This window comes from Paenibacillus sp. NRS-1781 (assembly GCF_050467745.1).
Classification (GTDB): Bacteria; Bacillota; Bacilli; order Paenibacillales; family Paenibacillaceae; genus Paenibacillus; species Paenibacillus terrae_A.
In genome coordinates, this window is sequence record NZ_JBITPI010000094.1 from 15,321 (window position 1) to 39,972 (window position 24,652).

A 24,652-nucleotide genomic window follows, 5' to 3' on the forward strand; every position below is an offset into this window, starting at 1 on the left:
TTTTCTAAATATATAAAAAACATATAGTCATATATCCCACCAACATGGTAAGATATTCCTCAAAACTGGCAAGTTAGTCACCAGTGGTCAATTCTATCATTTGAATCTTGAGGGAGGCGTAGAACTTCGGCAGTGACTTCAAATCCTAGTATGTAGACAAATCATATTTTGATTGAAAAGAGGGAAATCTTTGAAAAATCCAATCATTTTTAAAAAAATTCCTGTCGTAACACTCGCTCTTGCCTTGACCGTAAGCCTGTCTCTTCCGTCTGTCAGTTCTGCCGCTACCGTAGACCTGCAAACTCGATCATTTTTAGAAGCACAGGAAGCTTTGGCTTCCGAAGCGACTCCGGCGTTCATTTCGCCCGAGCTGAATACCACTTCCTCCCAGCAGGTCAGAGTCATCGTGCAGCTTGATGGTGAGCCAATAGCCGTGGACCAATATGCGGCACGGTCGGGTAACCAGCCCTTCACAGCACGATCCGAGCAAAAAGCGGAATCCGCTATCGTCAATGAGCAAACAACGTTCGTGGACAAAGCAGCACAGAACGGTATTCCGATCCAGGTGAATTACCAATACAATACGGTACTTAACGGTTTGGAGATTACGCTGCAAGCCAATAAAATTCCGGAACTGGCAAAGCTGCCAGGTGTAAAATCCATCCATGAAAACAAAACGTATTATTCCATCCCCGTACAGGACCCGCCGACACTCACGGCCAGCGAAGCAACGTATGATAACGCACCGCTGGATCAGATTGGTGTTCCTGAAGCCTGGGCTAAAGGTCTGACAGGCGAAGGGATTAAGGTTGGGGTTATTGATACCGGGGTCGATTATGAGCACCCGGATTTGAAAGCAGCCTACAAGGGTGGATATGACTCTTTTGAGCAGGATAACGATCCTTACGAGGAGCCTTTCCTTGAAAAAGAGAATGACCCGTACGGCACAGGTTTTGCCGGAACAACACACGGTACACACGTCTCCGGTACGATTGCTGGCAAGGCCGCTAATAAAACGGCAGATATTGTACAAAAGGGTATTGCCTATAAATCGGACTTATACGTATATAAAGTGCTTGGACGCAATACCAAAACCGGGCGTTCCTCCGGTTCCTCCGCACAGGTCATTGACGGTATCGAACGAGCTGTCAAGGATGGCATGAACGTGATTAACCTGTCCCTCGGCTCAGACTCCGAGAAGGACCCTAACTCCCCTGACTCTATTGCCATTAATAATGCGGTGCTTTCTGGTGTAGTTGCTGTCATCGCGAATGGTAATGCGGCACAAGACGGGAATTATTATTATTCGATGGGTTCCCCGGCCTCATCCCAGTTGGCCATTTCCGTCGGTGCGGCAACCTCGCCAAGCAAAAGCTTCTCAGGCACAGCTTCAGTTACCCGTGATTCCTACTGGGAAGCGAATGGTGAATTGAAGAAAACAGTAACCGCTGATGCTTATGCACATTACGGGTTTAATCTGTTGGGCTGGGGGACAGGCCAAGAGGATTTTGCTTCAATTCTGGAAACTGCCCCTTATGATCTGGTATATGCAAATTTGGGGCAGCCTGATGATTTTGAAGGAAAAGATGTAGCCGGAAAAATTGTCCTCGTGTCACGTGGAAGCCTGGCATTCGTGGATAAAATTGCAAATGCAAAAGAAAACGGAGCAAAAGCCGTAATCATTTTTAACGGGAGAGCAAAAACGACTGACATCACGCAGGCTGATTTGACAGATTCCATTCCGAGTCTAGATAGCTACGTAAACGCTAACCAGGGCGACAGCTTTGATTTTATTCCGACCTTTGATATGAAAGGTAAGGAAGGTCGCGCGCTGGCTAAACAGCTCGTCGACAACGCCGGAGAAAAGTTCTCTGTCTCCTTCGGAAAGGATTATATTCGCACAAATAATGCAGGCAATACGATGGCTGGATTCAGCTCCCGTGGGCCAAACGGCGACGAGTTGCTCAGCATCAAGCCGGATGTGAGTGCACCGGGGGTCGGCATTTTGTCAACCTATCCTGCCTTCGCCAAGTTCTATCCGGATGCCTCTTATGATCATGCTTACAAACGTAGCAACGGAACCAGTATGGCTTCTCCACATGTAGCCGGACTTGCTGTATTGTTGAAGCAGCAGCATCCAAACTGGACGCCGTTCGATATCCGTGCTGCTCTGGCGAACACATCGGATACGCTTTACGATGAGGATCAAATCCAATACGATGTGTATTCCCAAGGTGCAGGACTTGTAAACATCGCCAATGCGATTCAGACACCAGCCCTGCTGGAAACTGTTGAAAAGATTACGATTCTTGATAAGAACTTCAATCGGCAGGAGGTCGTAAACTACAATCCTTCCGCCAGTTTCGGGGTGTTAAAACCAGGCAGTGATGCGAAGCAAATTCAATTACAGCTTAAAAATCTGTCCGCAAACAGCGTACAGTATGAAGCCAGCTACATTTTGCATGATCATGTAACCTCTGACCCTGCCAAGCCCGTTGCCACGCCTGACGTGAACAATATCGCTGTTCAGTTGCAGGGTGTCGGCACGAATGGGGCGATCTCGGCAGAAGCGGGTAAATCCCAACCGTTCTTCCTGTCCGTACAGCCAAGCTCAAGTGCAGCTACAGGCGTATATGAGGGAGAAGTCATCCTGAAAAGCGCCGGACTACCTACCTTGCATCTGCCGTTCGTCGTTCATGTGGGCAAGGAAAATCCGACTACAGGCTTCGGCTTGCAGGATCTGAGTATAACCAACCCGATTATTTACCCGAATCGTACAGGTGCGCAACGCTCAACAGATCTTGCTTTCCGCCTGACCACGGATAAAACAAACCAAATTGCTCTCTATGTATATGGCACAGATGATAAATTAATTGGTCTTATTAATGGAATTACGACTTCCAAGGAACAAGGAGTTAACGCCCGTCTCAAGCAAGGAGCATACTCCTTCAAGGACATTGACGGAAGCTATGTCGAATACGATGCTAACGGAAAGCCTGTTCTGGATGCCAGCGGTCAGCCCGTTATTCAGCATTTGAAGGACGGTGTGTATAAGCTGGAGGTTAATTCGCCAGAACTGAATGCGAAAGGCGAAGTCGAGACCAATACTAACGGTCTTAAATTTTTCACCGCTATGAAGGCCATTCGCGTCGACAATAGTGCCGCTTCCGGCAGCAGTAGCGGTGGAGGCAGTGGTGGAGGTGGCGGCAGAAGTAATACTACACCTTCCGCTTCAACCACCACATCCACCCCTGTCGCTACATCTGCACCTTCACTTCAATCCGTAGTGAAGCAAGGACAGGCGGTAAAAGCAGTAGCTACAACTGTCTCGGTGAATAATAACGTACAGTCACTGACTGTAACCGATGCAGATTTGCAGGCTACTGTGACGGCAGCAGGCTCCAGCCCAATAGCCATCGTCCTGTCGGCTAGCAGCCAAGCGGGTCAAACGACCAAAGCAGCACTGACTTCCGCCCAACTGACAACACTGGGCAAGGCTCCGGCAGGAAGTAGTCTGATTGTGAGCAACACAGGATCTTCCCTAGCTTTGCCGATATCTGCTCTGAAAAATGCTCCTGCCGGTGCAGGCATTGAAGTGGTAATCAGCAGTCAGGCACAGGAAAGCAACACATTTACGAGCAAGCTGAAAGGGTCGACTGTGATTGGCACCCCTGTAGGGTTTGAAGCTAATGTTGTCACTGGCGGCAAGAGCGAACCGCTTAAGGTTGCGCCAGGACAGTTCATTAGCCGTTCCTTTACTGTACCTGGCCAAATTGAGTCGAATACAGCCGGTGTTCTCTATACGGCTAACGGAAATGTCTACCCGGTTCCATCCGTCTTTTCCAAGCAGGCAGATGGATCAACAATCGTTAAGGTAAGCCGTCCGGGCTTCTCGACGTATGCAGCGGCAACTCGTCCCGTTAGCTTTGAAGATATTTCATCGTCGTATGCTCAATCCGAGATTCAGTCGCTTGCGAACAAGCTGCTGATCAACGGCACCACGGACACGGCCTTCTCACCGAAGAAGAACGTGACACGTGCCGAATTCGCAGCCTTGGTAACCCGGGCTCTTGGCCTGACACCGGGTACTGCCGCACCATTCGGCGATATTCCAGCAGGTAGCTGGTATTCCGGCGATGTGGCAGCCGCTTACGAGGCCGGATTGATCACAGGTCGCAGCGGCGACAAATTCGATCCGAACGCTAACATCAGTCGGCAGGAAATTGCTGTTGTGCTGAGCAAGGCAGTAGATCTGCTCCAGATCAAAGCATCTGTCGATGGCCCTGCGCGCGCACCGTATCATGATGCGTCATCCTTCGCGGGCTACGCCAAGGATAGCATTGAAAAAGTGAGCGCAGCAGGCATTATCAACGGAGCAACCATCAAGGGCTCCTCCTACTTCCAGCCAGATGTACCTACAACGCGTGAAGCATCTGCCAAGGTGCTACATGTGCTTTTACAAAAGGCTGCATTGATTAACTAACCCAAAAGCCTCCCGAGCCGCGTTATAGACAACGTTACGGTTCGGGAGGCTGCTTTTATGTTATACCGTCCCCGCTAACGGCAGCGCAACCTTGAATACACTACCTTCTCCCGGCGTACTTGCAGCGATGATTTTTCCACCGTGTGCTTCCACAATAGACTGTGTAATCGCCAGACCAAGACCGGCTCCGCCCGAGCTGCGCGTACGTGACTCATCTCCACGGTAAAAGCGTTCAAAAATCCGCTCCAACTGCTCTTTACTCATGCCCGGCCCGTTATCTCGAATCTGAATATCCGCCAGCTTCTTCCCGGCAGACAAGTTTACATGGATCACACCTCTCTCCATATCTGTATGCTGAACAGCATTATGGAACAGGTTGAGCACTACCTGCTTGATTTTATCTCCCTCAGCAAGCACTCGCACACCCGCTGTCATATCAAAAAGCACTCTTCGCTTGCCCGCCAGCATCAGGAGCTGCGGCTTCATTTCCAGCAGCAACGTATCCAGCGACAAATCTTCCAGCTTCAATTCGGGCGTTCGATCCAGCTTAGCCAGCAACAGTAAATCGGAGACAAGCTTATTCATCCGCTTGGATTCACCATACATACTCTCCAAGGCAGATTGAAGCTGCTTCGTATTAGATGCCGCTCCACGAAGCAGCACCTCCAAAAAACCGTGAATTGACGTAAGCGGGGTGCGCAGTTCATGGGAAGCATCCGCAATAAACCGTCTCATCTGCATCTGCAACTCACGCTCAGCAGCAAAAGAATGCTCCAGTCGTTCCAGCATCCCGTTAAAGGATACTGCCAAACGGTCCACCTCATACTGCCCCTGCTCTGCGTCAAAGCGTTCGGCCAGATTACCCGCATCAATGCGTTTGACCGCCTCAACCATCCTCGAAAGAGGCACCAACGTGCGCCGCAGCACTGGAAGCATGAGTGCCAGACCAATTGCAAGTGCAATCAGAGATAGCAAAATGAAGGTACGCAACTGGTTAATCAGCTGCTCTTGCATGGAAGTTGTGGATACACCCATTTGAAGCAGCCCATACGAATGGTCAGGCGGACCGAGCGGACGGAATACGACCAGTTGCTCGTTCCCTTGAGCATCCCTGAGCAATTGGTAGCCATAGCGCATGTCCTTGTTGTGCTGCATCGAAATATACTGCTGAGTGGTGAGCATTGGCGGCGTAAGTCCATTTTCGTTAGACAGGCTCGTAAAGGTTCCAGCTGTATCTATGGAGGCCAGCGACATATCCGGCCAAAACAGAAACGGCCTCGGTCGGTTATCCTTCCGATTGGTTCCTTCTTTGGGTGTGGAGCTTCCGCTCTTCTCCTGCGAATCCTTAATCAATAAATCGGCAGGAATTGAACCTAACTGCGTACCCATCGCATCCGCCCGACTGCGATACAGAAAATCCTTCATCAGGAAATATTGTAAAAATCCGATCAAGACGAGCAGCAGCGCCAAAATAAGCAACGTTCTGGCCAAAAGCTGGGAGCGGAGAGAACGGATCGCAGTTCTTCTCCGACTTTTCCCCGCCGCCATCATAGCAAGTCCACCCGGTACCCAACACCACGCAGCGTACGAATGACCCGATGCTCCTTGTCTTTGAGCTTTTCACGTAAGGAGCGAATATACACCTCGACAATATTGTCCTCGCCCCCAAAATCGTACCCCCATACTCGATCCAGGATTCGACTTTTACTAAGAACAATCCCATGATTCAACACCAAAAACTTCAATAGCTCATATTCGGTAGGCGACAGCTCCAGCACTTGATTTTGGTAGCGAATTTCCTTTCGTCGATCATCCACCTGAAAGGGCCCGTGAACCACTTCTCCAAGCAGATCAGGAAACTGATTGCGCAGACGTGCTTCAATCCGGGCCAGCAGTTCATTAAAACTAAAGGGCTTCACGACATAATCGTCCGCGCCCAGTTTTAATCCTTTTACCCGATCATCCACATCATCCTTGGCTGTCAGCATAATGACTGCAATGTTATCCTCTGTTTCCTTGAGACTTTGGCATACCTCAAAGCCATTCATTTCAGGCATCATAACATCCAGCACCGCAACATGCGGGCGAAACTCTTTTGCTAAATCCAGTGCATCACTGCCGTTTTCAGCTGTTTTAACCTCATAGCCTTCATTCATCAGCCCAAGCTCCAAAAATTGCAAAATGTGCGGCTCATCGTCCGCTAGCATAATTTTAACCCCGTGTATCGGATTCATCGGTTATCTTCCCTTTCATGACACCACTTTTGTTCTTCATAAAAGCTCGATTCATCTGCACCTGTATTTAATATACCTGAATATGTACGTAAAAAAAGCATCCCTATCCAGCTTTCAGCTAACATTCAGGGAGCGCTCATGACCATTTCAGCTACGTCAGGCATGATAAGAGCAAGCCGGTAGTTCACCGGGCCCAAGATCGGAAGTGGCTAGAACAACGGAAAATACAAAGAAATTTCACAGGGAGTGGAATGTACATGATTAAGAAATGGTTCAAGAGCAGGGCGGACGTCCCCCTCATCATCATGCTGATATCCGCGATTTTGAACGGATACAACATCTGGCAAGACAAATATGTTAACACCTACTACACGACGGCCGTAGCAAGCATGCTAGAAAACTTTCACAACTTCTTCTTTGCCTCACTCGATTCGGCTGGATCGGTAACGGTAGACAAACCGCCTGTCGTGTTCTGGATTCAGACTGCGAGCGCCTACATCTTCGGACTTCACGGCTGGAGTGTTATCCTGCCGCAAGCGCTCGCTCAGGTCGGGTCGGTATTGCTCGTTTACCTGCTCGTCAAGCCGAGCTTCGGTACGATGGCCGCTCGACTGGCCGCCTTCGCTATGGCAACTACACCAATTGCAGTAGCGGTCAGCCGCACCAATAACATTGATGCGATGCTGGTTTTCACACTGCTGCTCGCAACATGGTTGCTGTTCAGAGGCATTAGAAACCACAAAATGGGACCGATCCTCTGGGCTTTCGCAGTCGTAGGGATCGCCTTTAACGAAAAAATGCTTCAAGCCTATATGATTGTTCCCGCTTTGGGACTCTTCTACCTGCTGGCCTCCAAGTTTAACTGGAAGCGAAAAGCGATAACACTGGCAGCATCGGCAGTCGTTCTCGTGGCCGTGTCGCTCTCTTGGGCAGTCGTGGTCGACTCCACTCCGGCAGACCAGCGCCCTTATATGGGAAGCAGCGGTACGAACTCCGTACTGAATCTGGCCTTTGGCTATAACGGCCTGTCCCGTCTGACGGGAAACCAAGGAACAGGCGGGGGCGCTGGTGGCAGTCAACGCTCGGAGTGGAAACAAAACGCTTCAACCAGCAGCAATACCAATTCGGATCAAGCTCAAGCAACTACATCAACGGATAGCACTACAACAGGCGCTTCCAGTACCGATGACACATCATCATACGGCAACGGCGCTGGTGGCCAAATGCCGCCGGGCGGATTTGGCGGTAACGGTCAAGGCGGTCAAGGCGGTGGTCAGGGTGGACCTGGTGGAAATTCTGGTGGCGGCATGTTCGGCACTGGTGAAAAGGGACCTTTACGGTTGTTCCAATCTGCCCTGTCAGGTCAGGCCAGCTGGCTGCTCCCATTCGCATTGATTGCTTCAATTGGTCTGCTTGCAAGCATTCGACGCCGTAATATCACGCAAAAACACAAAGAGGTCATCTTCTGGCTGGCCTGGCTGATTCCCGTAGCTGCATTTTTCAGCGTAGCCGGTTTCTTCCATCATTATTACCTGATTATGCTCGCACCACCAATTGCAGCGCTCTTCGGAGCCGGATTCGTGGAATTATGGGAGCAATATCGTGAGCGTTCCGGCTGGCTCTCCTGGCTGTTACCCGCAGCGGTACTGGCAACCTCGGTATTTAGCTGGTTCGTCCTGCAAAATTACAACGACACCATTGGCAGTGGCTGGTCCATCGCCGTATTGATCCTCGGTATCATCGGCACGGCGCTACTGGTAGTAGCACGATTGAAATCCGAGAAGTTCACGAGATATGCCATCATTGCAAGTGTACTCGCAATGTTCATCGGCCCTGTGTACTGGGCGTTGACGCCAATTACCTACGGGGGGAACAGCATGATTCCACAAGCCGGACCGACACAATTTGGCGGCGGTGGAGGCGGTGGCGGAATGCCGGGAGGTAATTTTGGCAACCGAGGCCAGGGTGCAAATGGGCAAAAAGCTGAAGGAACTCAAACGAATAACCAAACCAATAATGCAGAGCAATCCAGCTCTGATGGTATTACTTCAAGCACAGGAACAAGCACAGACAGAGAACAGAGATCTTCTACCCGCTCCAGAGGAATGGGTGGACCCAACGGTAGTCAAAGTCTGGACAGTAAAACGTTGAGCTATTTGCAAAAGCATAACACAGGTGAAACCTACCTTTTCGCAGCAAGCAATTATTCAACGGCTGCCCCTTATCTGATCGAAGCCGGACAAAAAGTGATCATTATGAACGGCTTTGTATCTTCTGATCCGGTGTATACCGTCGATAAGGTCAAGGCGCTGGTGGAAAGCGGTCAAGTGAAATACTTCATGATCTCTGGTGGAGGCGGCGGTGGACCGGACAGCGGTAACTCCGAAGTCACAGCATGGATCAAGGAACACGGCAAAGTGATTCCTACAGATGAATGGAAAACAACAGCTGGCGGAAACGAACGTGGCGGAAGCGGTACGTTATACGAAATCACATTATAAATAAGGAGGAACTACTTATGAGTGAACAAATCCGTTATTCCATAGTTATTCCGATGTACAACGAGGAAGCCGTCATTACCGAAACCTATCGGCGGCTGAAACAAGTCATGGGCTCGATGGGCGAGCCCTACGAGCTGATATTCGTAAATGACGGCAGTTCGGACCGCAGCGTCCAGTTGATCAAGGAGTTCTGTCTCAGAGACGATACCATCGTATTGATTGATTTCTCCCGTAATTTCGGTCATCAGCTAGCGATTACCGCCGGGATGGATTATGCGGTGGGAGAGGCGGTCGTCGTTATTGACGCCGACCTCCAGGACCCGCCGGAACTGATCGTAGAGATGGCTAACAAGTGGAAGGAAGGCTATGAGGTAGTCTACGCCAAACGGCTGAAACGCAAGGGCGAAACCCGCTTCAAAAAGTGGTCTGCCCGTCTCTTCTATCGTGTATTAAAAGCATCGACGGATATTAATATCCCAGTAGACACTGGCGACTTCCGCCTGATGGATCGCAAGGTAATAGACGAATTGAAACGGCTACCGGAAAATAATCGGTTTGTCCGTGGACTCGTTAGCTGGATCGGCTTCAAGCAGACGGCTGTGGAATATGAGCGCGATGAGCGGCTCGCAGGCGAAACCAAGTATCCGCTCAAACGCATGATCAAGCTCAGTCTGGATGGAATTACATCCTTTTCCATTAAACCGCTCAAGCTGGCAGGTTATATCGGCGCACTCCTGTCCATGTCCGGCTTTCTGTATCTGATGTACGTATTGTTTCTCAACCTTTTCACCGATTCCTATGTCATGAAGGGCTGGTCGTCCATGATTAGCATCAGCCTGATTTTTGACGGAGTGATCCTGATCATTCTCGGTATCATGGGTGAATATGTTGGACGGATTTATGACGAAACCAAAGCCCGCCCGCTCTACATTGTCCGTGAACATCTGGGTGGGCAATACGAAAACGGCCCGCCCCATGCCATGAAGGCCCCTGAACAACGTGAATCCCTGTACATGCAAGGTTCCCGTGACAGCCTAATATCCGCCAGCCGCACCGTACGCGGCAACAGCACGGTATATACCGGACCTAAATCCGGTCACGGAGCATAACCTATGAAAAGCCGCATGGCCCAGCTACTCCCTATGATCCGTTTTGGCATGGTAGGACTGGTGAATACGGGCGTTGATTATATCATTTTCATGCTGCTGGCTTGGGCCGGAGTTCCAGTTGTGTTGTCGCAGATCATTTCATACAGCTTCGGCACAGCCAACAGTTACATTTTGAACAGTAAATGGACATTCAACAAACACCCAGCACCCGATGCTCACAAACGTCAATTGCCTAAATTTATCGTCATCAACCTGATCGTATTGGGACTAACCTCCCTATTATTGCAAATGCTTCACAGTGGAACCGAGCTGCCACTTGCCGTATGCAAGCTGATTGCCACTGCAGCCGGAATGATCATCAATTATATCGGGAGCCGATATTGGGTATTCGGTTCCCCATCCCGAAAGGAAAGTGAATCTCTATGAGAAAAATTACAAAAGCCGTGATTCCAGCCGCTGGATTAGGAACTCGTTTTTTACCTGCTACGAAAGCTTTGCCTAAAGAGATGCTTCCGATTGTCGACAAGCTGGCTATTCAATATATTGTCGAAGAGGCCATCAAATCCGGGATTGAAAGCATCATTATCGTGACTGGACGTAATAAAAAAGCCATCGAGGATCATTTTGACAAGTCCTTAGAACTGGAGCAAGTACTGGAAAGTAAAGTAAAGTATGATCTTCTACGCGAGGTTCAAAGCATCGGGGGCAAAGCGGTCATTCACTATATCCGCCAAAAGGAACCCCTCGGTTTGGGACATGCGGTACGTTGTGCCCGTCAGTTTATTGGTGATGAGCCATTCGCTGTGTTGCTAGGCGATGATATTATGAATTCCTCCACTCCGGCGATTCGCCAAATGATGGATGTCTACGAAGCGGCTGGCAAGCAAGTGGTCGGCGTACGCACAGTGGAAGAACAGGATGTAAGTAAATACGGCATTATTGACTCCATCCATCAGAACGGTCTTATTCACGAAGTCGGCGGACTTGTTGAAAAACCATCCCCTGCGGAGGCCCCTTCACGGCAGGCGGTCATTGGGCGGTATGTATTGGAGCCTTCCATTTTCTCCATATTGGAGAATCTGTCCACGGGTGCGGGCGGCGAATATCAACTGACAGGTGCCCTCCATCAGGTAGCATTACAGAACCAACTTCTGGCACTAGAACTGGAAGGCACACGTTATGATATCGGTGATAAAGCAGGATACCTGGAAGCCGTACTCCACATGGGTATGCAGCGCGAGGATCTTCGTCCAATGCTTGATTCCATGATGCGCGAGTGGGCTCTGGCTTCACGATAAAATAGGCACACAGGATTGCACCTATCCCCTCTTCCTGTGCATATTCTGATATCTGATCCATGTTGTGGAACCATAAAAGTAGATGGATCAACACATAAACCTGTACAATGTAAAAGTACAGTATCAACGGCTTTGCTGATGACTATGACCACAGAACCTTGGATATCCTGTTCAGCTATCGTATGCGGCTTGGCGTCAAATAGAAAGGAAACAAGATTATCGTGATGATATGTTCTTCGGACGAGTGCGTACAGGAGAGTCTTTTGGCTTCAAAAATATCCATATCCATATCCCGGCGAGCTTAGTGCAGTTCCGTGGTATCTTCGGCTTAGGAAGAGTGGACAGCCAATAGAGATGCCAAGCGATCAGGGTAGTCGGTGATAATACCGCTCACCCCGGCCTCCAGCAGTCGCTGCATTTCTTCCGGCTCATTTACTGTCCACGGATGGTAGACCACGCCTACCGCCAAAGCCTCAGATACGGCCTCTGGTGTGACGGAATGCTTGTAGGCATGCAGTGCTGTGACCCCGAATTGTCTTGCATACTCCGACGGACGAACCATAATCTCAATATACAGCGCTCCCGTCTTGATCTCAGGGGCCAATTGCGCACAGAGCGCCAGCGATTCATGATTGAAGCTGGAGATAATCACCCGCTCCTCTAAACCGAAACGTCGTACAGCGGCAATCACCTCTTCCTCCATACCAGGATAGAGGTATATGCTATTTTTCAATTCCAGATTAATGATTGCATCCGAAGCCTGCGCCAGCTCCAGCAGCTCGTCCAGCAACGGCACCCGCTCACCCCGGAATTTCTCATCAAACCAGCCGCCTGCATCTAGTCCATTCAGTTCTTCCAGCGTAATATCGCGTACATCCAGCGGAGAGCCTGTCGTGCGTTTCAGTGATTCATCGTGAAGGAGCACCAAATGCCCATCCCGGGTACGCTGCACATCCGTTTCTATGCCGGTGGCCCCCAGCTCCAAAGCGTGGCGGAACGCCGCCATCGTATTTTCAGGGCATACACCCGAAGCACCACGATGTGCAAAATTAATAACTTTCTCAGTTACAGTCACAACATAACCCCTCCTGTCATTTCACAGGAACATCATACCTGCTCATTGTTTGGGCTGTATAAAATATTCGTCACAGGGGCTCTTCTGCTCTACGCGGTTTGAACCATTTTCCCGATCCAATCGGTATAAAACGTATTCCCGTTCCGTCGATCAAATGCTGCTGCCGCCGACTCTGCCAATGGTCTGAAATACGCAATAATTTCTGTCAGCGTACGCTCCTCTTTGCCCCATTCCAAAGCAGCAGGCAGCCGGATCAATCTACTATCACCCGAAGCGTCGAGCTTTTGCAGCAGACCTACCATTGCCGCGTAAAAATACATTTGCTCCAGCCCGCTCTCATAATCCAGCGCTATATGCAAATGACGCTCTACCACTTCAATTCCCTTAACCGGGTCCGCAACCGCCAAATACTCGATATGCTCCGCGATGGTTTTCAGAAAATCACGGTCATCCCGAATCAGGCGATACCCCTTACGATGATGATCCTTCGCCTTGTCGGCTTCCCCTAGACGGTAAAGCGGCAATAGCACCTGTGAGAGCGTCACATGCGGCACTTCCGCACATGTCATCCGTCCCGACAAAATCGGTTTGGCCACGGCAAGCGCCTGCTCGTCCTCTCCGGTCAAATAGTAAAACCGTACGATCTGGCTCTGCTCGCAGGCTTCACAATCACTCATGCTATCCCGTTCAATCGTACGAAAGGTATCCAGATACTGGCGTGCTTCATCCAATCTCCCCATATCCATCGCGATACGGAACTTATAGTAGTGATATGGACGCTCATTATACCCGTATTCGGCATAACGTTTGCGCATATCCTCCACAAGATCCTCCACCTGGGTTTTCGGTATATTGGGAAAGCTGCACACCTTGCCGAGAATCCATTTGTAGGTCCACAGCAGCTCTTGCTCATCATATTCGTCGGGGTTTTGATCAAATTGACCCAGTTGCCACGAAAAAGCGATCAGCGCCTTCAACGGATATCCATTAAAAATAGCGCAGTCCACAATTTCTCCCCGGACTTCGTAGCCAAGCTCCTTCAATCCGGATGTATCGGCCAAGCGGGCCGCTTCCTCCAAAATCGCCAGCTTGGCCGCCCCTCCGGGCAGATCCTGCGCTTGTTCCATCAGATCATATATCGTATCTTCCATTCGACTAGCCTCCTGTAATTACGTAATTACGCGTTTTGTCCGTTCCCTAATCCCCAATTGATAAAATGCAGCACACTCCGGTTCATCAGCCCCAACTCACTCCGATTCATCGGATAATGGCCCATCATAAGCGCGTTCACATACATCATTTCCGTTGCAGCCGTAATCATCTGTGCATCGGTAGCCTCAAAAATACGCGCCACCACCGGATTGTTCAGATTAAAATATAAAGTCGAGTAGCCCGCATTCTGCTGGACCCCGGCTTTCAGACTATCGAGTACATTGGAAAAAAGCGAAGTTGTTTCTTCGACGGTGTTTTCCATTGAACGCAAGGTTAGCGCATCCTGCGAAATGGTATATAGCACAGGCAAGCTCGCCGGCTCAAAACGCTTCAATTCCGTACGACAGCGCATCGGTTGCAAAGCAGCATCCATGACGCGTAGCACGCTGTAATACTGCTCGCGCTCTTCCTGCGTTAGCCCAGTAAATGAAAGAGACACATCCTCGGGACTAAGCCGCTCGGCTTGCAGAGCAGGGTCGATCCAATGCAGCTTTTCCAAAATTTCCGTATCGTAAATATAGCCGCCGTTGATCACCAGCATGGATTGCGCCGCCGCCACATGGGTAATTTGGCGATACTCATCAACCGTCGATGTGTAATGGAGCGGACGCCCGCCCGCCTCACGGATCAGTTCACTCAGCTCCCGCCGCCCAAATGTACTTTCAAAGGAAAACCAGCGGTGCATAATCCGCAGAAATTCATCATCCTCCACCGCGAGCGCCTTCATGGAAAGCTCATGCAAACGAATCCAATGCTGCAAGCGGTCTGGCTCATACTCCGCCATGCGTAGCAGCTCTTGCCGAATACAGGTTCCCAGTTCAGAACGAACACCATCAAGCTGCTCATTTTCGTAAAAATACTCACGTGATGCTGTCGGCTGCAATTCATCTGTCCAGATCAGACTTTTAATGAAAAAAGCCCACTCCGGCAATACATTTTCCGCTTTGTCGGACACCAGCATATGCTTCAGATACACCCGATGCAGCCGCTTGCTGTTGAGATTAATGCTACGCGGCAAAATGAATGCAATCCCGCCTGTTCTGCCCGATGCCGTCCGCAGTGGAATAAAATCGCCAAAGCGCTCACCCATCAGGCGATAGCCCAAGTCCAGCACCTCACCGCGACGACTGCGCAATTGTTCCGGGTCCTGCATCCAACGGGTAGATGGAAGATTGACGCGCTTGGTCTCCCCGGCTACTGACAGCATGACCGGATATGGCAGCAGCGCCCCATAATAAAATAGAGACTCCTCCACCTGCGCTGGCTCATAATACAGCTCGCTCCCCGGCTTGCAGCGCACATAAATTTGCGTGCCTACAGGCAGCTCAGTTTCCAATCGACGAATCGTATACGTTCCGTCCGGTTTCCCTCTCCATTCCATGGAGATGCCTTCCTTTACCGAGCGCGTCAGCACCACGATTTCATCGCTCACCATAAAGCAAGACAGCAAGCCAATCCCAAATCGCCCGATAAATGATGTCTCCGAGGCCAGTAAATCCGTCCCCTTCTTCGAAGACTGGCCAATGATCGACAGAAAGCGATGAATATCCTCTTCCGTCAGTCCAATGCCGTTATCCTGAATCATCAAAACCTGTTGTTCACCGGAGCCAGATAACTCCACGGTCACTTTACCTTCAAAGCTTTTACTTTCAGCAGCAGTCTCCCCTAGCTCCTTGCGAGCCGTAATGGCGTCTGTTGCATTTTGCAGTACCTCGCGTATAAACACGCGTGGGCTGCTATATAAATGATTGGCCAAAATATCAATCATCCCGCCCAAGTTCACCTGAAAACGATATTCGTCCGTTTGACTCATACAGATCATTCCTTTCTGGAAATGCTACGACAATCCTTGGCTTTTGGATTAACCATCATGTAAATTATAACGTGGATTACAGACGGATTGCACACCTGCTTTCTGATATCAATACGTTGACAACGATATAATAGGGTCTTTTTTCACCTTGGCTGATTGGAACTGGGTCTAATTAACTTCATAAAAATGTATGTAATATGAGAGTATAGTTAATAAGCATCACCTTATTTTAGTTAAATTTAGTAATTAAAATAATTTTTATTTAAAAATCAGCCTATTCAAGTATCGCTAGATCTGCTGAGGGACAAATGGCTCATTTTATGCAAAGAACCCGCATGGCTACTCCTGTATACCCATACAAGAGAGAATGCGGGCTTGTTCAGTACAGCCGGGCTGTACCTTTTGCAGAAAAAAGGATTAATGAGACTTGGCCAGACGGATTACGTTCCACGAGGCTTTACCCAAATGAGCTTTGACGATGCCATCGTCGAGCTTGGCATTACCGCCGTTGTGAGGCGAAACCTTTTCTCCTGCCGGACTGTTGGTTGCTTTGAGATCGTCATGCTCCAGCACCGTATGCTCCACAATGCGGTAGCCTTCAAAGCTGCGCACATCCACCGTCAACTCCAGCGACTCGGACAAGTGACGGTTTACCGCAAAGACAGTCAGAGCGTCTCCCTCTTCATCATAGACCACAGCGCTATCCAGATAAGGAATGTCTGTGAAATCCTTGGAATCGTATTTTTCCGAGTCTACCACGGGCATCAACGATACACCGCGACCATAACGGGATGCATGCAGATACGGATAGAAAATCGTCTGCTTCCACGCTTTGCCGTTATTTTCAGTCATGATTGGCGCAATGACATTGACCAGTTGGGCAAGGCAAGCCATTTTTACACGGTCAGCATGACGCAGGAACGTAATCAGCATACTTCCCACCAGCAGTGCATCCTCGAAGTTGTAAATATCCTCAAGCTGGGGCGGCGCCACAGACCACGGATCAATTTTGCTGTCCGCATCGTTGGAGTGGTACCACACATTCCATTCATCGAAGCTGAGCATCATTTTTTTCTTGCTGCGCTTCTTCGCTTTGATATAGTCACAGGTCGAAATAACTGTATGAATAAAATGGTCCATATCCATGGAACGTGCCAAATAATTGGCCGTATCATTGTCGTGGTTGCCGTAGTATTGATGCAGAGAAATATAGTCGGCTACCTCATAGGTATGATCCAGCGTCGTCGCTTCCCATTCAGGGAACGTCGGCATTGTCGAACTGGAGCTGCCGCAAGAGACAAGCTCAATGTCAGGGTCAATCAGCCTCATTGCTTTGGCGGACTCTACCGCGAGACGACCGTACTCTTCCGCTGTCTTGTGTCCAATCTGCCATGGGCCATCCATTTCGTTGCCGAGACACCAGGTTTTAATCTTATGCGGTTGCTCTACACCGTGACTGCGGCGTAGATCACTCCAGTAGGAGCCGCCCGGATGGTTGCAATATTCCACCAGGTTACGCGCCGCTTCAATCCCGCGCGTACCCAGATTAACCGCCATCATAACCTCTGAGCCGATTTCTTTCGCCCATTTGAAAAACTCGTTCGTACCCACTTCATTCGGCTCGACCGTTCTCCACGCCAGCTCTAGCTGTCTAGGTCTGGACGCAACAGGACCGACACCATCCTCCCAATTGTAACCGGATACAAAATTCCCGCCCGGGTAGCGTATAATAGGAACATCAAGCTGCTTCACCAGCTCTTTTACATCATTTCGGAAACCGCTTTCATCACTGGTTGAATGAGTAGGCTCATAAATACCGCCATATACAGCACGCCCGAGATGCTCTACAAAAGAACCATAAATGCGTTTATCGACTTCAGCAATACGAAATGACTTGTCTACAATCATTTTTGCTTTTACAGCTGCTGCCACCTAAACCATCCTCTCTGAATGTGAAAATAAAATCCGTCGTACCTCTGAGACTAACAAACCGTTTTATTTCAGCATTTTGCATCATTCGATTCCCAACGCTCGAAAGTACAATAGACAGACGGTGCTGCAAAATGCTCATTTACGGATTTAATATAACACACCATAAATGTCATGGTCAATATTATCATTAAATACTTAATATATTTATTAACTATTTTAATGAACGATAAGCAATAGGTTACGTTTAGCAAATAGCTTCTTTCTTAAGTGAGCATTTTGCAAAATCCTGAAGTAGCTATACCTAAAGAAAGTGGGATTGACAGAGGCAGGGCTGCATGAGAAAATGTACGCGCGTACATAAAATGACTGGAGGTGGGCAATATCGTATCGCGCAAGGAAGTAGCAGAGCTCGCTGGCGTATCTGAAGCGACGGTGTCGCGGGTATTGAACGCGATCGGTCCGATCAAGGAAGAGACTCGGAAGAAGGTCAAGGAGGCCGCCAATCAGCTTGGATATGTTCCCAGCTCGCTGGCACGCAACTTTGCCCGAAGCAAGAGCGGGCATCTTGGTGTGGTTATGCCTTATGTGCCGAAGGCGCACCTGTTCTCAGCCTATTTTTTCTCCGAGATGCTGAGCGGCATCGGAAGCAAGGCCAGGGACAGCGGGCTCGATCTGCTACTATTGTTCCGGAAGCCTGGGGACAGGATGGATTACAGCGGGCTTTTCCGCCAGCAAAAGGTTGATGCCTGTATCATCCTGGGAGCCAGGGATGACCACGATGAGTTGGAAGCACTGACCAGACTTCGGGAAGAAGGGCGTCCGTTCTGCGTCATGAATCACCATTTTGCAGGACAGTCGTTCTGTGAAGTGGATGCAGACCACGTGGAGGGAAGCCGGGCGGCTGTAAGTCACCTCATTGAGCAGGGGTGCAAGCGGATTGCCTTTCTCAACGGCCCGGATACCTATTCCAACAGTACAGAGCGATTGAAGGGATACCGCACTGCGCTTCAGGATGCCGGTATTGAATATGATCGCGAGCTGCTTCTGGAGGGCAATTATAGCCGTAGAAGCGGTCTCAAAGCGTCGGCTACAATCGCAGGCAGGCTGAATGACATTGACGCCGTTTTTGCGGCGAATGACCGGATGGCCATCGGGGTGATGCAGGGGCTTCGCGAGCTCGGATTAGGCGTTGACCGATTCCCGGCGTTCGTAGGCTATGACGATTCGGATGTGGCCGAGATGTCTGTTCCCCCGCTAAGCAGTGTCCGCGTTCCTTTTTATGAGATGGGGGTGCTTGCAGCCACGAAGCTTATACCGGATTCTCTAGATCGCATTCCAGCCTTGGAACTGACCGGGTGCGCCTCGATAAGAGAGCTTCTGTCCACGGAGTTGATTATCAGGGCATCATCTATTCGTCAATAGCCGCATTCGTTAAGATTCGTTGGAACTCAGACCCATAAGGAGGATAACGACATGTCTAATCGTCTTCGTATCGGTATGATTGGCTACAAATTTATGGGCAAGGCTCACAGCAACGCTTACCGTAGCCTGCCCATGTTCTTCCCGAGTGCCCCTCTACAGCCGGAGATGTCCGTCATCTGTGGACGCAACGAGCAGGGAGTTCAGGCGGCTGCCCGCCAGTTCGGCTGGACCGAAAGCGTTACCAATTGGTGTGATTTGGTAAAACGTGACGATATTGATCTCATTGACATCAACGCTCCGAGTGATACCCATAAGGAAATTGTCGTTGAGGCCGCCCTCCATGGCAAGCATCTGTTCTGTGAGAAGCCGCTTGCGCTCTCGCTGGCGGATTCCCGTGACATGCTACAGGCAGCGGAGGAAGCGGGTGTCAGACATATGATCGGCTTCAACTACCGCTTCTCTCCCGCTGTCCAGCTGGCGAAGCAGCTAGTCGAGAGCGGTCGCCTCGGCAAAATCTATCATTTCCGTGCCTTTTTCCTTCAGGACTGGATCATGGACCCGTCCTTCCCGCTGGTGTGGCGGCTGCAAAAGGAAGTGGCCGGTTCTGGCTCTCATGGTGATCTTGGCGCTCATCTGATTGATCTCGCCCGCTTCCTGGTCGGCGAGTTTCATGAAGTGATCGGTATGAGCGAGACGTTCATCAAGCAGCGCCCGCTGGCTTCGGAGATGACCGGATTGAGCGCCAAGGGCAGCGCCGGGGTGAATGCGCCAATGGGAGAAGTGACGGTCGATGATGCCACGCTGTTCCTGGCACGCTTTGCCGGAGGTGCGCTGGGCAGCTTCGAGGCTACACGGTTTGCCGCCGGGCACCGGAGCACCAATTCGTTCGAGATCAACGGCAGTTTGGGCAGTGTGCGGTTTGACTTTGAACGGATGAACGAACTGGAAGTGTATTTCACACAAGATGAGAAGGACGTTCAGGGCTTCCGCCGCGTGCTCGCCACCGATCCGGCACACAAGTACTCCGAGGCCTGGTGGCCTGCGGGACATACAATCGGATTCGAGCATACCTTCACCCACGAGATGCTTGAGCTGATGAGTGCCATCTCCGAGGGACGGCAGCCTGTGCCGAACTTCCACGACGGGGTCGCTTGTCAGGCCGTGCTTGAAGCGGTAGAACGCTCCATAGAGGAGCGCCGCTGGGTATCCATTGAAGAAATGTAAGATAACTATCACATTCCGAAAGGTGAGTGGATTACAGATGAGCAAGGCGCTGATTGTATGGGGTGGATGGGACGGACATGAGCCGGAGCAGGTGGCGGCCATTTTTGAACGGATTCTGAAGGAAGAGCGGTTCGAGGTAGAGGTGTCTAATACTCTTGAAGCCTACCAGGATGCGGAGAAGCTGCTTGGCCTGGACCTGATCATTCCGTTGTGGACCATGGGACAGATTGAGCAGGAGCTGGTCAATCATGTCTCGGCAGCAGTTCAGAGCGGCGTTGGCCTGGCAGGCTGCCATGGCGGCATGTGTGATGCCTTCCGGAACAATGTGGATTGGCAGTTCGTGACAGGCGGGCAATGGGTTGCACATCCCGGCAATGACGGGGTGGAGTATAGAGTGAACATAAAGCGCGGCTCCAGCCCGCTGCTAGACCATATTGAGGATTTTCAGGTCAAAAGCGAGCAGTACTACCTCCACGTGGACCCGGCGGTTGAAGTGCTGGCGACCACACGCTTCCCGGTCGTACCGGGTCCACATTCAGCCAACGGGCCGGTGGATATGCCCGTTGTATGGACGAAGCGCTGGGGGAACGGCCGCGTCTTCTACAATTCGCTGGGACATCACGCGGATATCATAGAGATGCCCCAAGTGACCGAGATGATGCGCAGCGGGTTCCTGTGGGCGGCGGCAGGCAAACAGACGGCGGCTTCCCGGGGCAGCTCTCTGGCAGATGCTTATACGGGCATGGCAGACAACCAGCAGCAGTAGCGCGGACAGGATGGTATCGGATGCAGTAAGGAAATTCCATTATCCATTTTTTGAAGGTGAAGGGAGTCCAGACATGAACAAAATGAAGGTGGGCATTATTGGTTGTGGTAAAATCAGCGGAATTTACATGGAAAATTGCCATCGCTTCGACATTCTGGAGCTGTCCGCAGTAGCGGATCTGGATCAGGACCGGGCAAGGGAGCAGGCGGCAGCCTACAACGTTCCGAACGTATACTCGGTCAATGAGATCCTGGCTGATCCAGAGATCGAACTCATCATTAATCTGACCATTCCGGCTGTTCACGCCGACGTATCCCTCAGAGCTCTTGAGACAGGCAAGCATGTCTATGTAGAGAAGCCGCTTGCAGTCACCCGTGAGCAGGGCCAGGCAGTCTTGGAGCTGGCCCGCCGCAAGGGGCTGCTTGTGGGCTGCGCACCGGAAACCTTCTTCGGCTCCGGCATACAGACGTCATTGAAGCTGATGGAAGACGGGGTCATTGGTAGGCCGGTAGCTGCTACAGCCTTCATGATGAGCCGCGGACATGAGCATTGGCATCCCGATCCTGAATTTTATTATGCTGTGGGCGGTGGCCCTATGTTTGATATGGGGCCTTATTATTTGACGGCTCTGGTGCAATTGCTTGGTCCAATTGCCACCATCTCCGGCATGACAGGCAAGGCGCTAGACCAGCGAATAATTACGAGCGAGAAAAAGAAAGACCAGACCATCCCGGTCGACATTCCGACCCATGTGGCCGGATTGCTACGCTTCGAGCAGGGGGCTGTCGGCACGCTGATCACCAGCTTTGACATCTTTGGTGGTAGCTCCCTGCCACCGATTGAGGTATATGGTACTCTTGGCACGCTGCAGGTGCCTGACCCGAACACGTTCGGAGGACCCGTTCGCTATAGACTGCTGGGCGAGCAGGAATGGACAGAGGCACCGCTGCTGCCGGGCTACCTGGAAAATACACGGGGCATCGGCGTTGCCGATATGGCCTACGCTGTCCGCAGCGGACGGCCTCACCGCGCCAGCGGTGAACTGGCCTACCATGTGCTGGAGGCGATGTGGGCGTTCCATGATTCCTCCGATGAGCAGACATTCTATCCGATGCAGAGCACATGCCTGCGCCCGGCAGCTTTGCCGGAAAATCTACCCTTGTATACGTTGGATGCGTAAAGTAATGTCAGCCTGATGCTGATTCGCAGCAGGCCAGATTTACAAGACTGGTGGGGCTGTAAGCAAAAGTTATTTTTTGGGATTTTTCACCTCACACCTGATTGAGCGGGGTATAAACGTTTTTGTTTACGTTGTTCCTCCAGTAAACGCATCATCTGTTGCTGTACGCTTCTGCTCTGCTGCGTTGCAAATGCGGGATGGGCAAGGTTACATGTTTCCAAAGGGTCGCTGGTCAGGTTATACAATTCAAATTCGTCACGATCCGGTTGCGTTTTGACCTGTGTAGCCCATTGAGAGTATTGTCCGCATGTATGCTCACCCACGGGGCGCATAGTAACATCCTTCACCCCTGGTTGGCTCCAGAATTGAGTACTGTCAAAATAGCGGGTAAACTTCCACAGCTCCTTTACCCCCTCTCTTTGCAGGGTCGTAATGACAGTCTCGATATGATTGGGCTGAACAACTGACGGATATGCCTTTCCCAGTATATTGATCTGCCGCTGGCCTCGGGTCACATCGTCGTCGGTCATAAAATAAACCGGCTGGTCAGCTATCTCTCCCTGATTCTGTCCGAGAATAACAGGAGCAAGATTACGTCCCACCAAGGGACGGGCTTCGCTAAAGCTGTTTTGCAGGCCGCTCTGGATCGCAGCGATGTCAGCATTCGCCAGTCCAAGCATCGTAGGCAAGAGATCCACGTGGTTTGTCAGGGTATGCTCGCTTTTATATTGAGGAAACAGATGTTGGTTATGGATAACCAAAGGCACATGCACAACCTCTTCGTACGCACAGTAAAATTTTTGATGAAGATTGCCGTGAGCGCCTAGCAAATCTCCATGATCGGATGTAAAAATCACAATGGTATTATCGTAGAAAGAAGACCGGGTCAGTGCTTCAAATACCTTCAGCATCTGACGGTCTGCATTTTTTTGCAACTGGTAGTACAGCTTTCGGTAAAAGGGCTGATCTATAATGGGCTGTAACGCTCTAGGGTAAATATCCCTGTAGCTTGCCTGACAGCGCGGCTTTGTGGCCAGCCATTCGTTAATCGTCGGTGGAGGAGCGACCGCTGGCATCGGCTCCACCTCAAATCGAAACATAGGCAACCGTGCAGTAATAGCACCATATAAAACAATATCATGCGGGTTCACAAATGAAGCTACGACTAACCAAGGCTCTGCATGGTTGTCATGTTCTTTCTGGTGGTCAAGGGCTTCGATGAGCTCAACCGTTTCTGCGGCATACACCTCATCTCGTCCGCTTAAACCAACAGCGGCGGAGGAACCGGAATTTCGTGGGTTTCTCCCATGCGGCTCCGGACCGATCCACCCGGAAAATCCAAAGCTATCCAAGCGGTCGGCTTGCTCATATATGCCTTCCCGTCTTCTGTCCGGTACACCTGTCAGTGGATGATAGCTGGGGAGGGCTTTGTGCGTACCCGGGATGATAATATCCTCATCGGATATATGCCATTTTCCTTTATAGTACGTTTGGTATCCGGCTGCGCGAAAATAATCCCCCATTGTAGGCACCGTGTTTCGATCCAGCCAGAACATATCGGAGTCGAATGCCTCCTTGGCCACTCCGCCTGTCTGAGTGACGCCATGGAGTGAGGGATAATGACCGGTGAACAAGGTTGTTCTGCTGGGGCTGCATGCAGCACTTCCAATATAATGCCTGTGAAACTCCAGTCCGTGAGACCTCAAGAGTCCTTGCGTAATAAGATTTTGTCTGCTCCATTCTTTGATTTCCCGGTTTTCATAAACCGCAGGATACCGTTCCTCATCCACAAGGAGTATCAGAAAGTTAGGTTTTTCAAAGGGTCGGGGTGAAAATGAGCTATCGTTCATGGAATACACATCCTAGGTTGGTTTTTACCCTAAGATTATGTTGTGAAGCCCCAAAACAGTATCATTCGGAAAAGAAGTTCAGACATTCTGATATCTTAAAAAAGATGATATAATGAATACAAAACGGGAGCTGGTCATCATGGAGTTGCTTGATCCGCGAGTAGACTGAACGAACCAGGATTGGAAAAAACCATGGACACGCTGCAATTCTTGAGTCAGGATTCGGAAGCAAGACGACTGTATGAAGCTCGGCAGAAATACCTGCACGATGAAGCTTCCATGCTCGATAGAGCAGAGTCTGTGGGCATAACCATAGGTAGACTCATAACCAAAAGAAGTGCAACCAAGAATCTGATTAAAATGGGTTTTGAGCTTCCAACAATTGCAAGGATTACTGAATTAACTGAACATGAGATTAAAGCTATTCAAATATAAAAATCATAGTTTAAAACCATTCATTTTAAACAACAAAACGGTGGATTCCTTGGTTCCACCGTTTTGTTACATCTCCTAATTAACCATGTTAATATGTTAGCACGCCTGTTGAATAACC

Annotated in this window: 17 protein-coding genes; 10 read left to right on the forward strand and 7 right to left on the reverse strand. The window is 50.3% G+C overall.

Translation table 11 applies throughout. From position 1 onward, the window contains the following. Window positions 1–190: 190 nt before the first annotated feature. On the forward strand, window positions 191–4,483 hold the full coding sequence (locus ACIFO6_RS23895) for a S8 family serine peptidase (RefSeq protein ID WP_430044505.1): 4,293 nt from the start codon (window positions 191–193) through the stop codon (window positions 4,481–4,483). A gap of 60 nt (window positions 4,484–4,543) precedes the next feature. Here ACIFO6_RS23895 and ACIFO6_RS23900 read toward each other — a convergent pair whose 3' ends face one another. Continuing rightward, entirely contained in the window at window positions 4,544–6,034 is a 1,491-nt protein-coding gene (locus ACIFO6_RS23900) for a sensor histidine kinase (protein ID WP_430044507.1), read from the reverse strand. Then, complete coding sequence (locus tag ACIFO6_RS23905) at window positions 6,031–6,717, reverse strand: response regulator transcription factor (protein ID WP_430044510.1); 687 nt, start codon at window positions 6,715–6,717, stop codon at window positions 6,031–6,033. Before ACIFO6_RS23905 ends, ACIFO6_RS23900 begins: the two co-directional genes overlap by 4 nt. Before the next feature lie 257 nt (window positions 6,718–6,974). Here ACIFO6_RS23905 and ACIFO6_RS23910 point away from each other — a divergent pair, with 257 nt between their 5' ends. The 4 genes from ACIFO6_RS23910 to galU are packed head-to-tail and all read left to right on the forward strand — an operon-like array spanning window position 6,975 to window position 11,625. After that, entirely contained in the window at window positions 6,975–9,218 is a 2,244-nt protein-coding gene (locus tag ACIFO6_RS23910) for a glycosyltransferase family 39 protein (RefSeq protein WP_430044512.1), read from the forward strand. 17 nt (window positions 9,219–9,235) lie between these two features. Beyond that, window positions 9,236–10,327, forward strand: coding sequence for a glycosyltransferase family 2 protein (locus ACIFO6_RS23915; protein ID WP_430044514.1), 1,092 nt, complete (start codon window positions 9,236–9,238; stop codon window positions 10,325–10,327). A gap of 3 nt (window positions 10,328–10,330) precedes the next feature. Continuing rightward, on the forward strand, window positions 10,331–10,753 hold the full coding sequence (locus ACIFO6_RS23920) for a GtrA family protein (protein WP_430044515.1): 423 nt from the start codon (window positions 10,331–10,333) through the stop codon (window positions 10,751–10,753). Next, complete coding sequence (gene galU / locus ACIFO6_RS23925; protein ID WP_430044517.1) at window positions 10,750–11,625, forward strand: UTP--glucose-1-phosphate uridylyltransferase GalU; 876 nt, start codon at window positions 10,750–10,752, stop codon at window positions 11,623–11,625. Before ACIFO6_RS23920 ends, galU begins: the two co-directional genes overlap by 4 nt. A 328-nt stretch (window positions 11,626–11,953) precedes the next feature. Here the strand turns inward: galU and ACIFO6_RS23930 are convergent, their stop codons facing one another. The 4 genes from ACIFO6_RS23930 to ACIFO6_RS23945 form a co-directional block, all read right to left on the reverse strand. Continuing rightward, window positions 11,954–12,700, reverse strand: coding sequence for a glycerophosphodiester phosphodiesterase (locus tag ACIFO6_RS23930; RefSeq protein WP_430044518.1), 747 nt, complete (start codon window positions 12,698–12,700; stop codon window positions 11,954–11,956). A gap of 89 nt (window positions 12,701–12,789) precedes the next feature. Further along, complete coding sequence (locus ACIFO6_RS23935) at window positions 12,790–13,851, reverse strand: hypothetical protein (protein ID WP_430044520.1); 1,062 nt, start codon at window positions 13,849–13,851, stop codon at window positions 12,790–12,792. A 26-nt stretch (window positions 13,852–13,877) separates the two neighbouring features. Next, window positions 13,878–15,725, reverse strand: a complete 1,848-nt coding sequence (locus tag ACIFO6_RS23940) for an HSP90 family protein (protein ID WP_430044523.1) — start codon at window positions 15,723–15,725, stop codon at window positions 13,878–13,880. Between the two features lie 417 nt (window positions 15,726–16,142). Further along, window positions 16,143–17,657 (reverse strand): alpha-N-arabinofuranosidase, encoded by a 1,515-nt coding sequence (locus ACIFO6_RS23945; protein ID WP_430044525.1) that lies wholly within the window; start codon window positions 17,655–17,657, stop codon window positions 16,143–16,145. Window positions 17,658–18,023: 366 nt separating this feature from the next. Here ACIFO6_RS23945 and ACIFO6_RS23950 point away from each other — a divergent pair, with 366 nt between their 5' ends. From ACIFO6_RS23950 to ACIFO6_RS23965, 4 genes are all read left to right on the forward strand, one after another. Next, entirely contained in the window at window positions 18,024–19,079 is a 1,056-nt protein-coding gene (locus ACIFO6_RS23950) for a LacI family DNA-binding transcriptional regulator (RefSeq protein ID WP_430044538.1), read from the forward strand. Between the two features lie 51 nt (window positions 19,080–19,130). Next, window positions 19,131–20,303: a Gfo/Idh/MocA family protein gene (locus ACIFO6_RS23955; RefSeq protein ID WP_430044527.1), complete on the forward strand. Its 1,173-nt coding sequence runs from the start codon at window positions 19,131–19,133 to the stop codon at window positions 20,301–20,303. A 37-nt stretch (window positions 20,304–20,340) separates the two neighbouring features. Then, on the forward strand, window positions 20,341–21,069 hold the full coding sequence (locus tag ACIFO6_RS23960; RefSeq protein ID WP_430044529.1) for a ThuA domain-containing protein: 729 nt from the start codon (window positions 20,341–20,343) through the stop codon (window positions 21,067–21,069). Between the two features lie 73 nt (window positions 21,070–21,142). Further along, complete coding sequence (locus ACIFO6_RS23965; RefSeq protein WP_430044531.1) at window positions 21,143–22,249, forward strand: Gfo/Idh/MocA family protein; 1,107 nt, start codon at window positions 21,143–21,145, stop codon at window positions 22,247–22,249. 86 nt (window positions 22,250–22,335) lie between these two features. On the opposite strand, the gene ACIFO6_RS23970 is transcribed toward ACIFO6_RS23965, so the two are convergent. Beyond that, complete coding sequence (locus ACIFO6_RS23970; RefSeq protein WP_430044533.1) at window positions 22,336–24,099, reverse strand: sulfatase-like hydrolase/transferase; 1,764 nt, start codon at window positions 24,097–24,099, stop codon at window positions 22,336–22,338. Between the two features lie 192 nt (window positions 24,100–24,291). Here ACIFO6_RS23970 and ACIFO6_RS23975 point away from each other — a divergent pair, with 192 nt between their 5' ends. Next, window positions 24,292–24,534, forward strand: coding sequence for a hypothetical protein (locus ACIFO6_RS23975; RefSeq protein ID WP_430044535.1), 243 nt, complete (start codon window positions 24,292–24,294; stop codon window positions 24,532–24,534). Window positions 24,535–24,652 lie beyond the last annotated feature (118 nt).

Excerpts from the sequence above, each read along its gene's own strand:
- ACIFO6_RS23915 (WP_430044514.1), top strand. The coding sequence starts at position 9,236 with ATGAGTGAACAAATCCGTTATTCCATAGTTATTCCGATGTACAACGAG.
- galU (WP_430044517.1), top strand. The coding sequence starts at position 10,750 with ATGAGAAAAATTACAAAAGCCGTGATTCCAGCCGCTGGATTAGGAACT.
- ACIFO6_RS23935 (WP_430044520.1), bottom strand. The coding sequence starts at position 13,851 with ATGGAAGATACGATATATGATCTGATGGAACAAGCGCAGGATCTGCCC.
- ACIFO6_RS23920 (WP_430044515.1), top strand. The coding sequence starts at position 10,331 with ATGAAAAGCCGCATGGCCCAGCTACTCCCTATGATCCGTTTTGGCATG.
- ACIFO6_RS23900 (WP_430044507.1), bottom strand. The coding sequence starts at position 6,034 with ATGATGGCGGCGGGGAAAAGTCGGAGAAGAACTGCGATCCGTTCTCTC.
- ACIFO6_RS23940 (WP_430044523.1), bottom strand. The coding sequence starts at position 15,725 with ATGAGTCAAACGGACGAATATCGTTTTCAGGTGAACTTGGGCGGGATG.
- ACIFO6_RS23905 (WP_430044510.1), bottom strand. The coding sequence starts at position 6,717 with ATGAATCCGATACACGGGGTTAAAATTATGCTAGCGGACGATGAGCCG.
- ACIFO6_RS23960 (WP_430044529.1), top strand. The coding sequence starts at position 20,341 with ATGAGCAAGGCGCTGATTGTATGGGGTGGATGGGACGGACATGAGCCG.
- ACIFO6_RS23975 (WP_430044535.1), top strand. The coding sequence starts at position 24,292 with ATGGACACGCTGCAATTCTTGAGTCAGGATTCGGAAGCAAGACGACTG.
- ACIFO6_RS23970 (WP_430044533.1), bottom strand. The coding sequence starts at position 24,099 with ATGAACGATAGCTCATTTTCACCCCGACCCTTTGAAAAACCTAACTTT.
- ACIFO6_RS23910 (WP_430044512.1), top strand. The coding sequence starts at position 6,975 with ATGATTAAGAAATGGTTCAAGAGCAGGGCGGACGTCCCCCTCATCATC.
- ACIFO6_RS23965 (WP_430044531.1), top strand. The coding sequence starts at position 21,143 with ATGAACAAAATGAAGGTGGGCATTATTGGTTGTGGTAAAATCAGCGGA.
- ACIFO6_RS23955 (WP_430044527.1), top strand. The coding sequence starts at position 19,131 with ATGTCTAATCGTCTTCGTATCGGTATGATTGGCTACAAATTTATGGGC.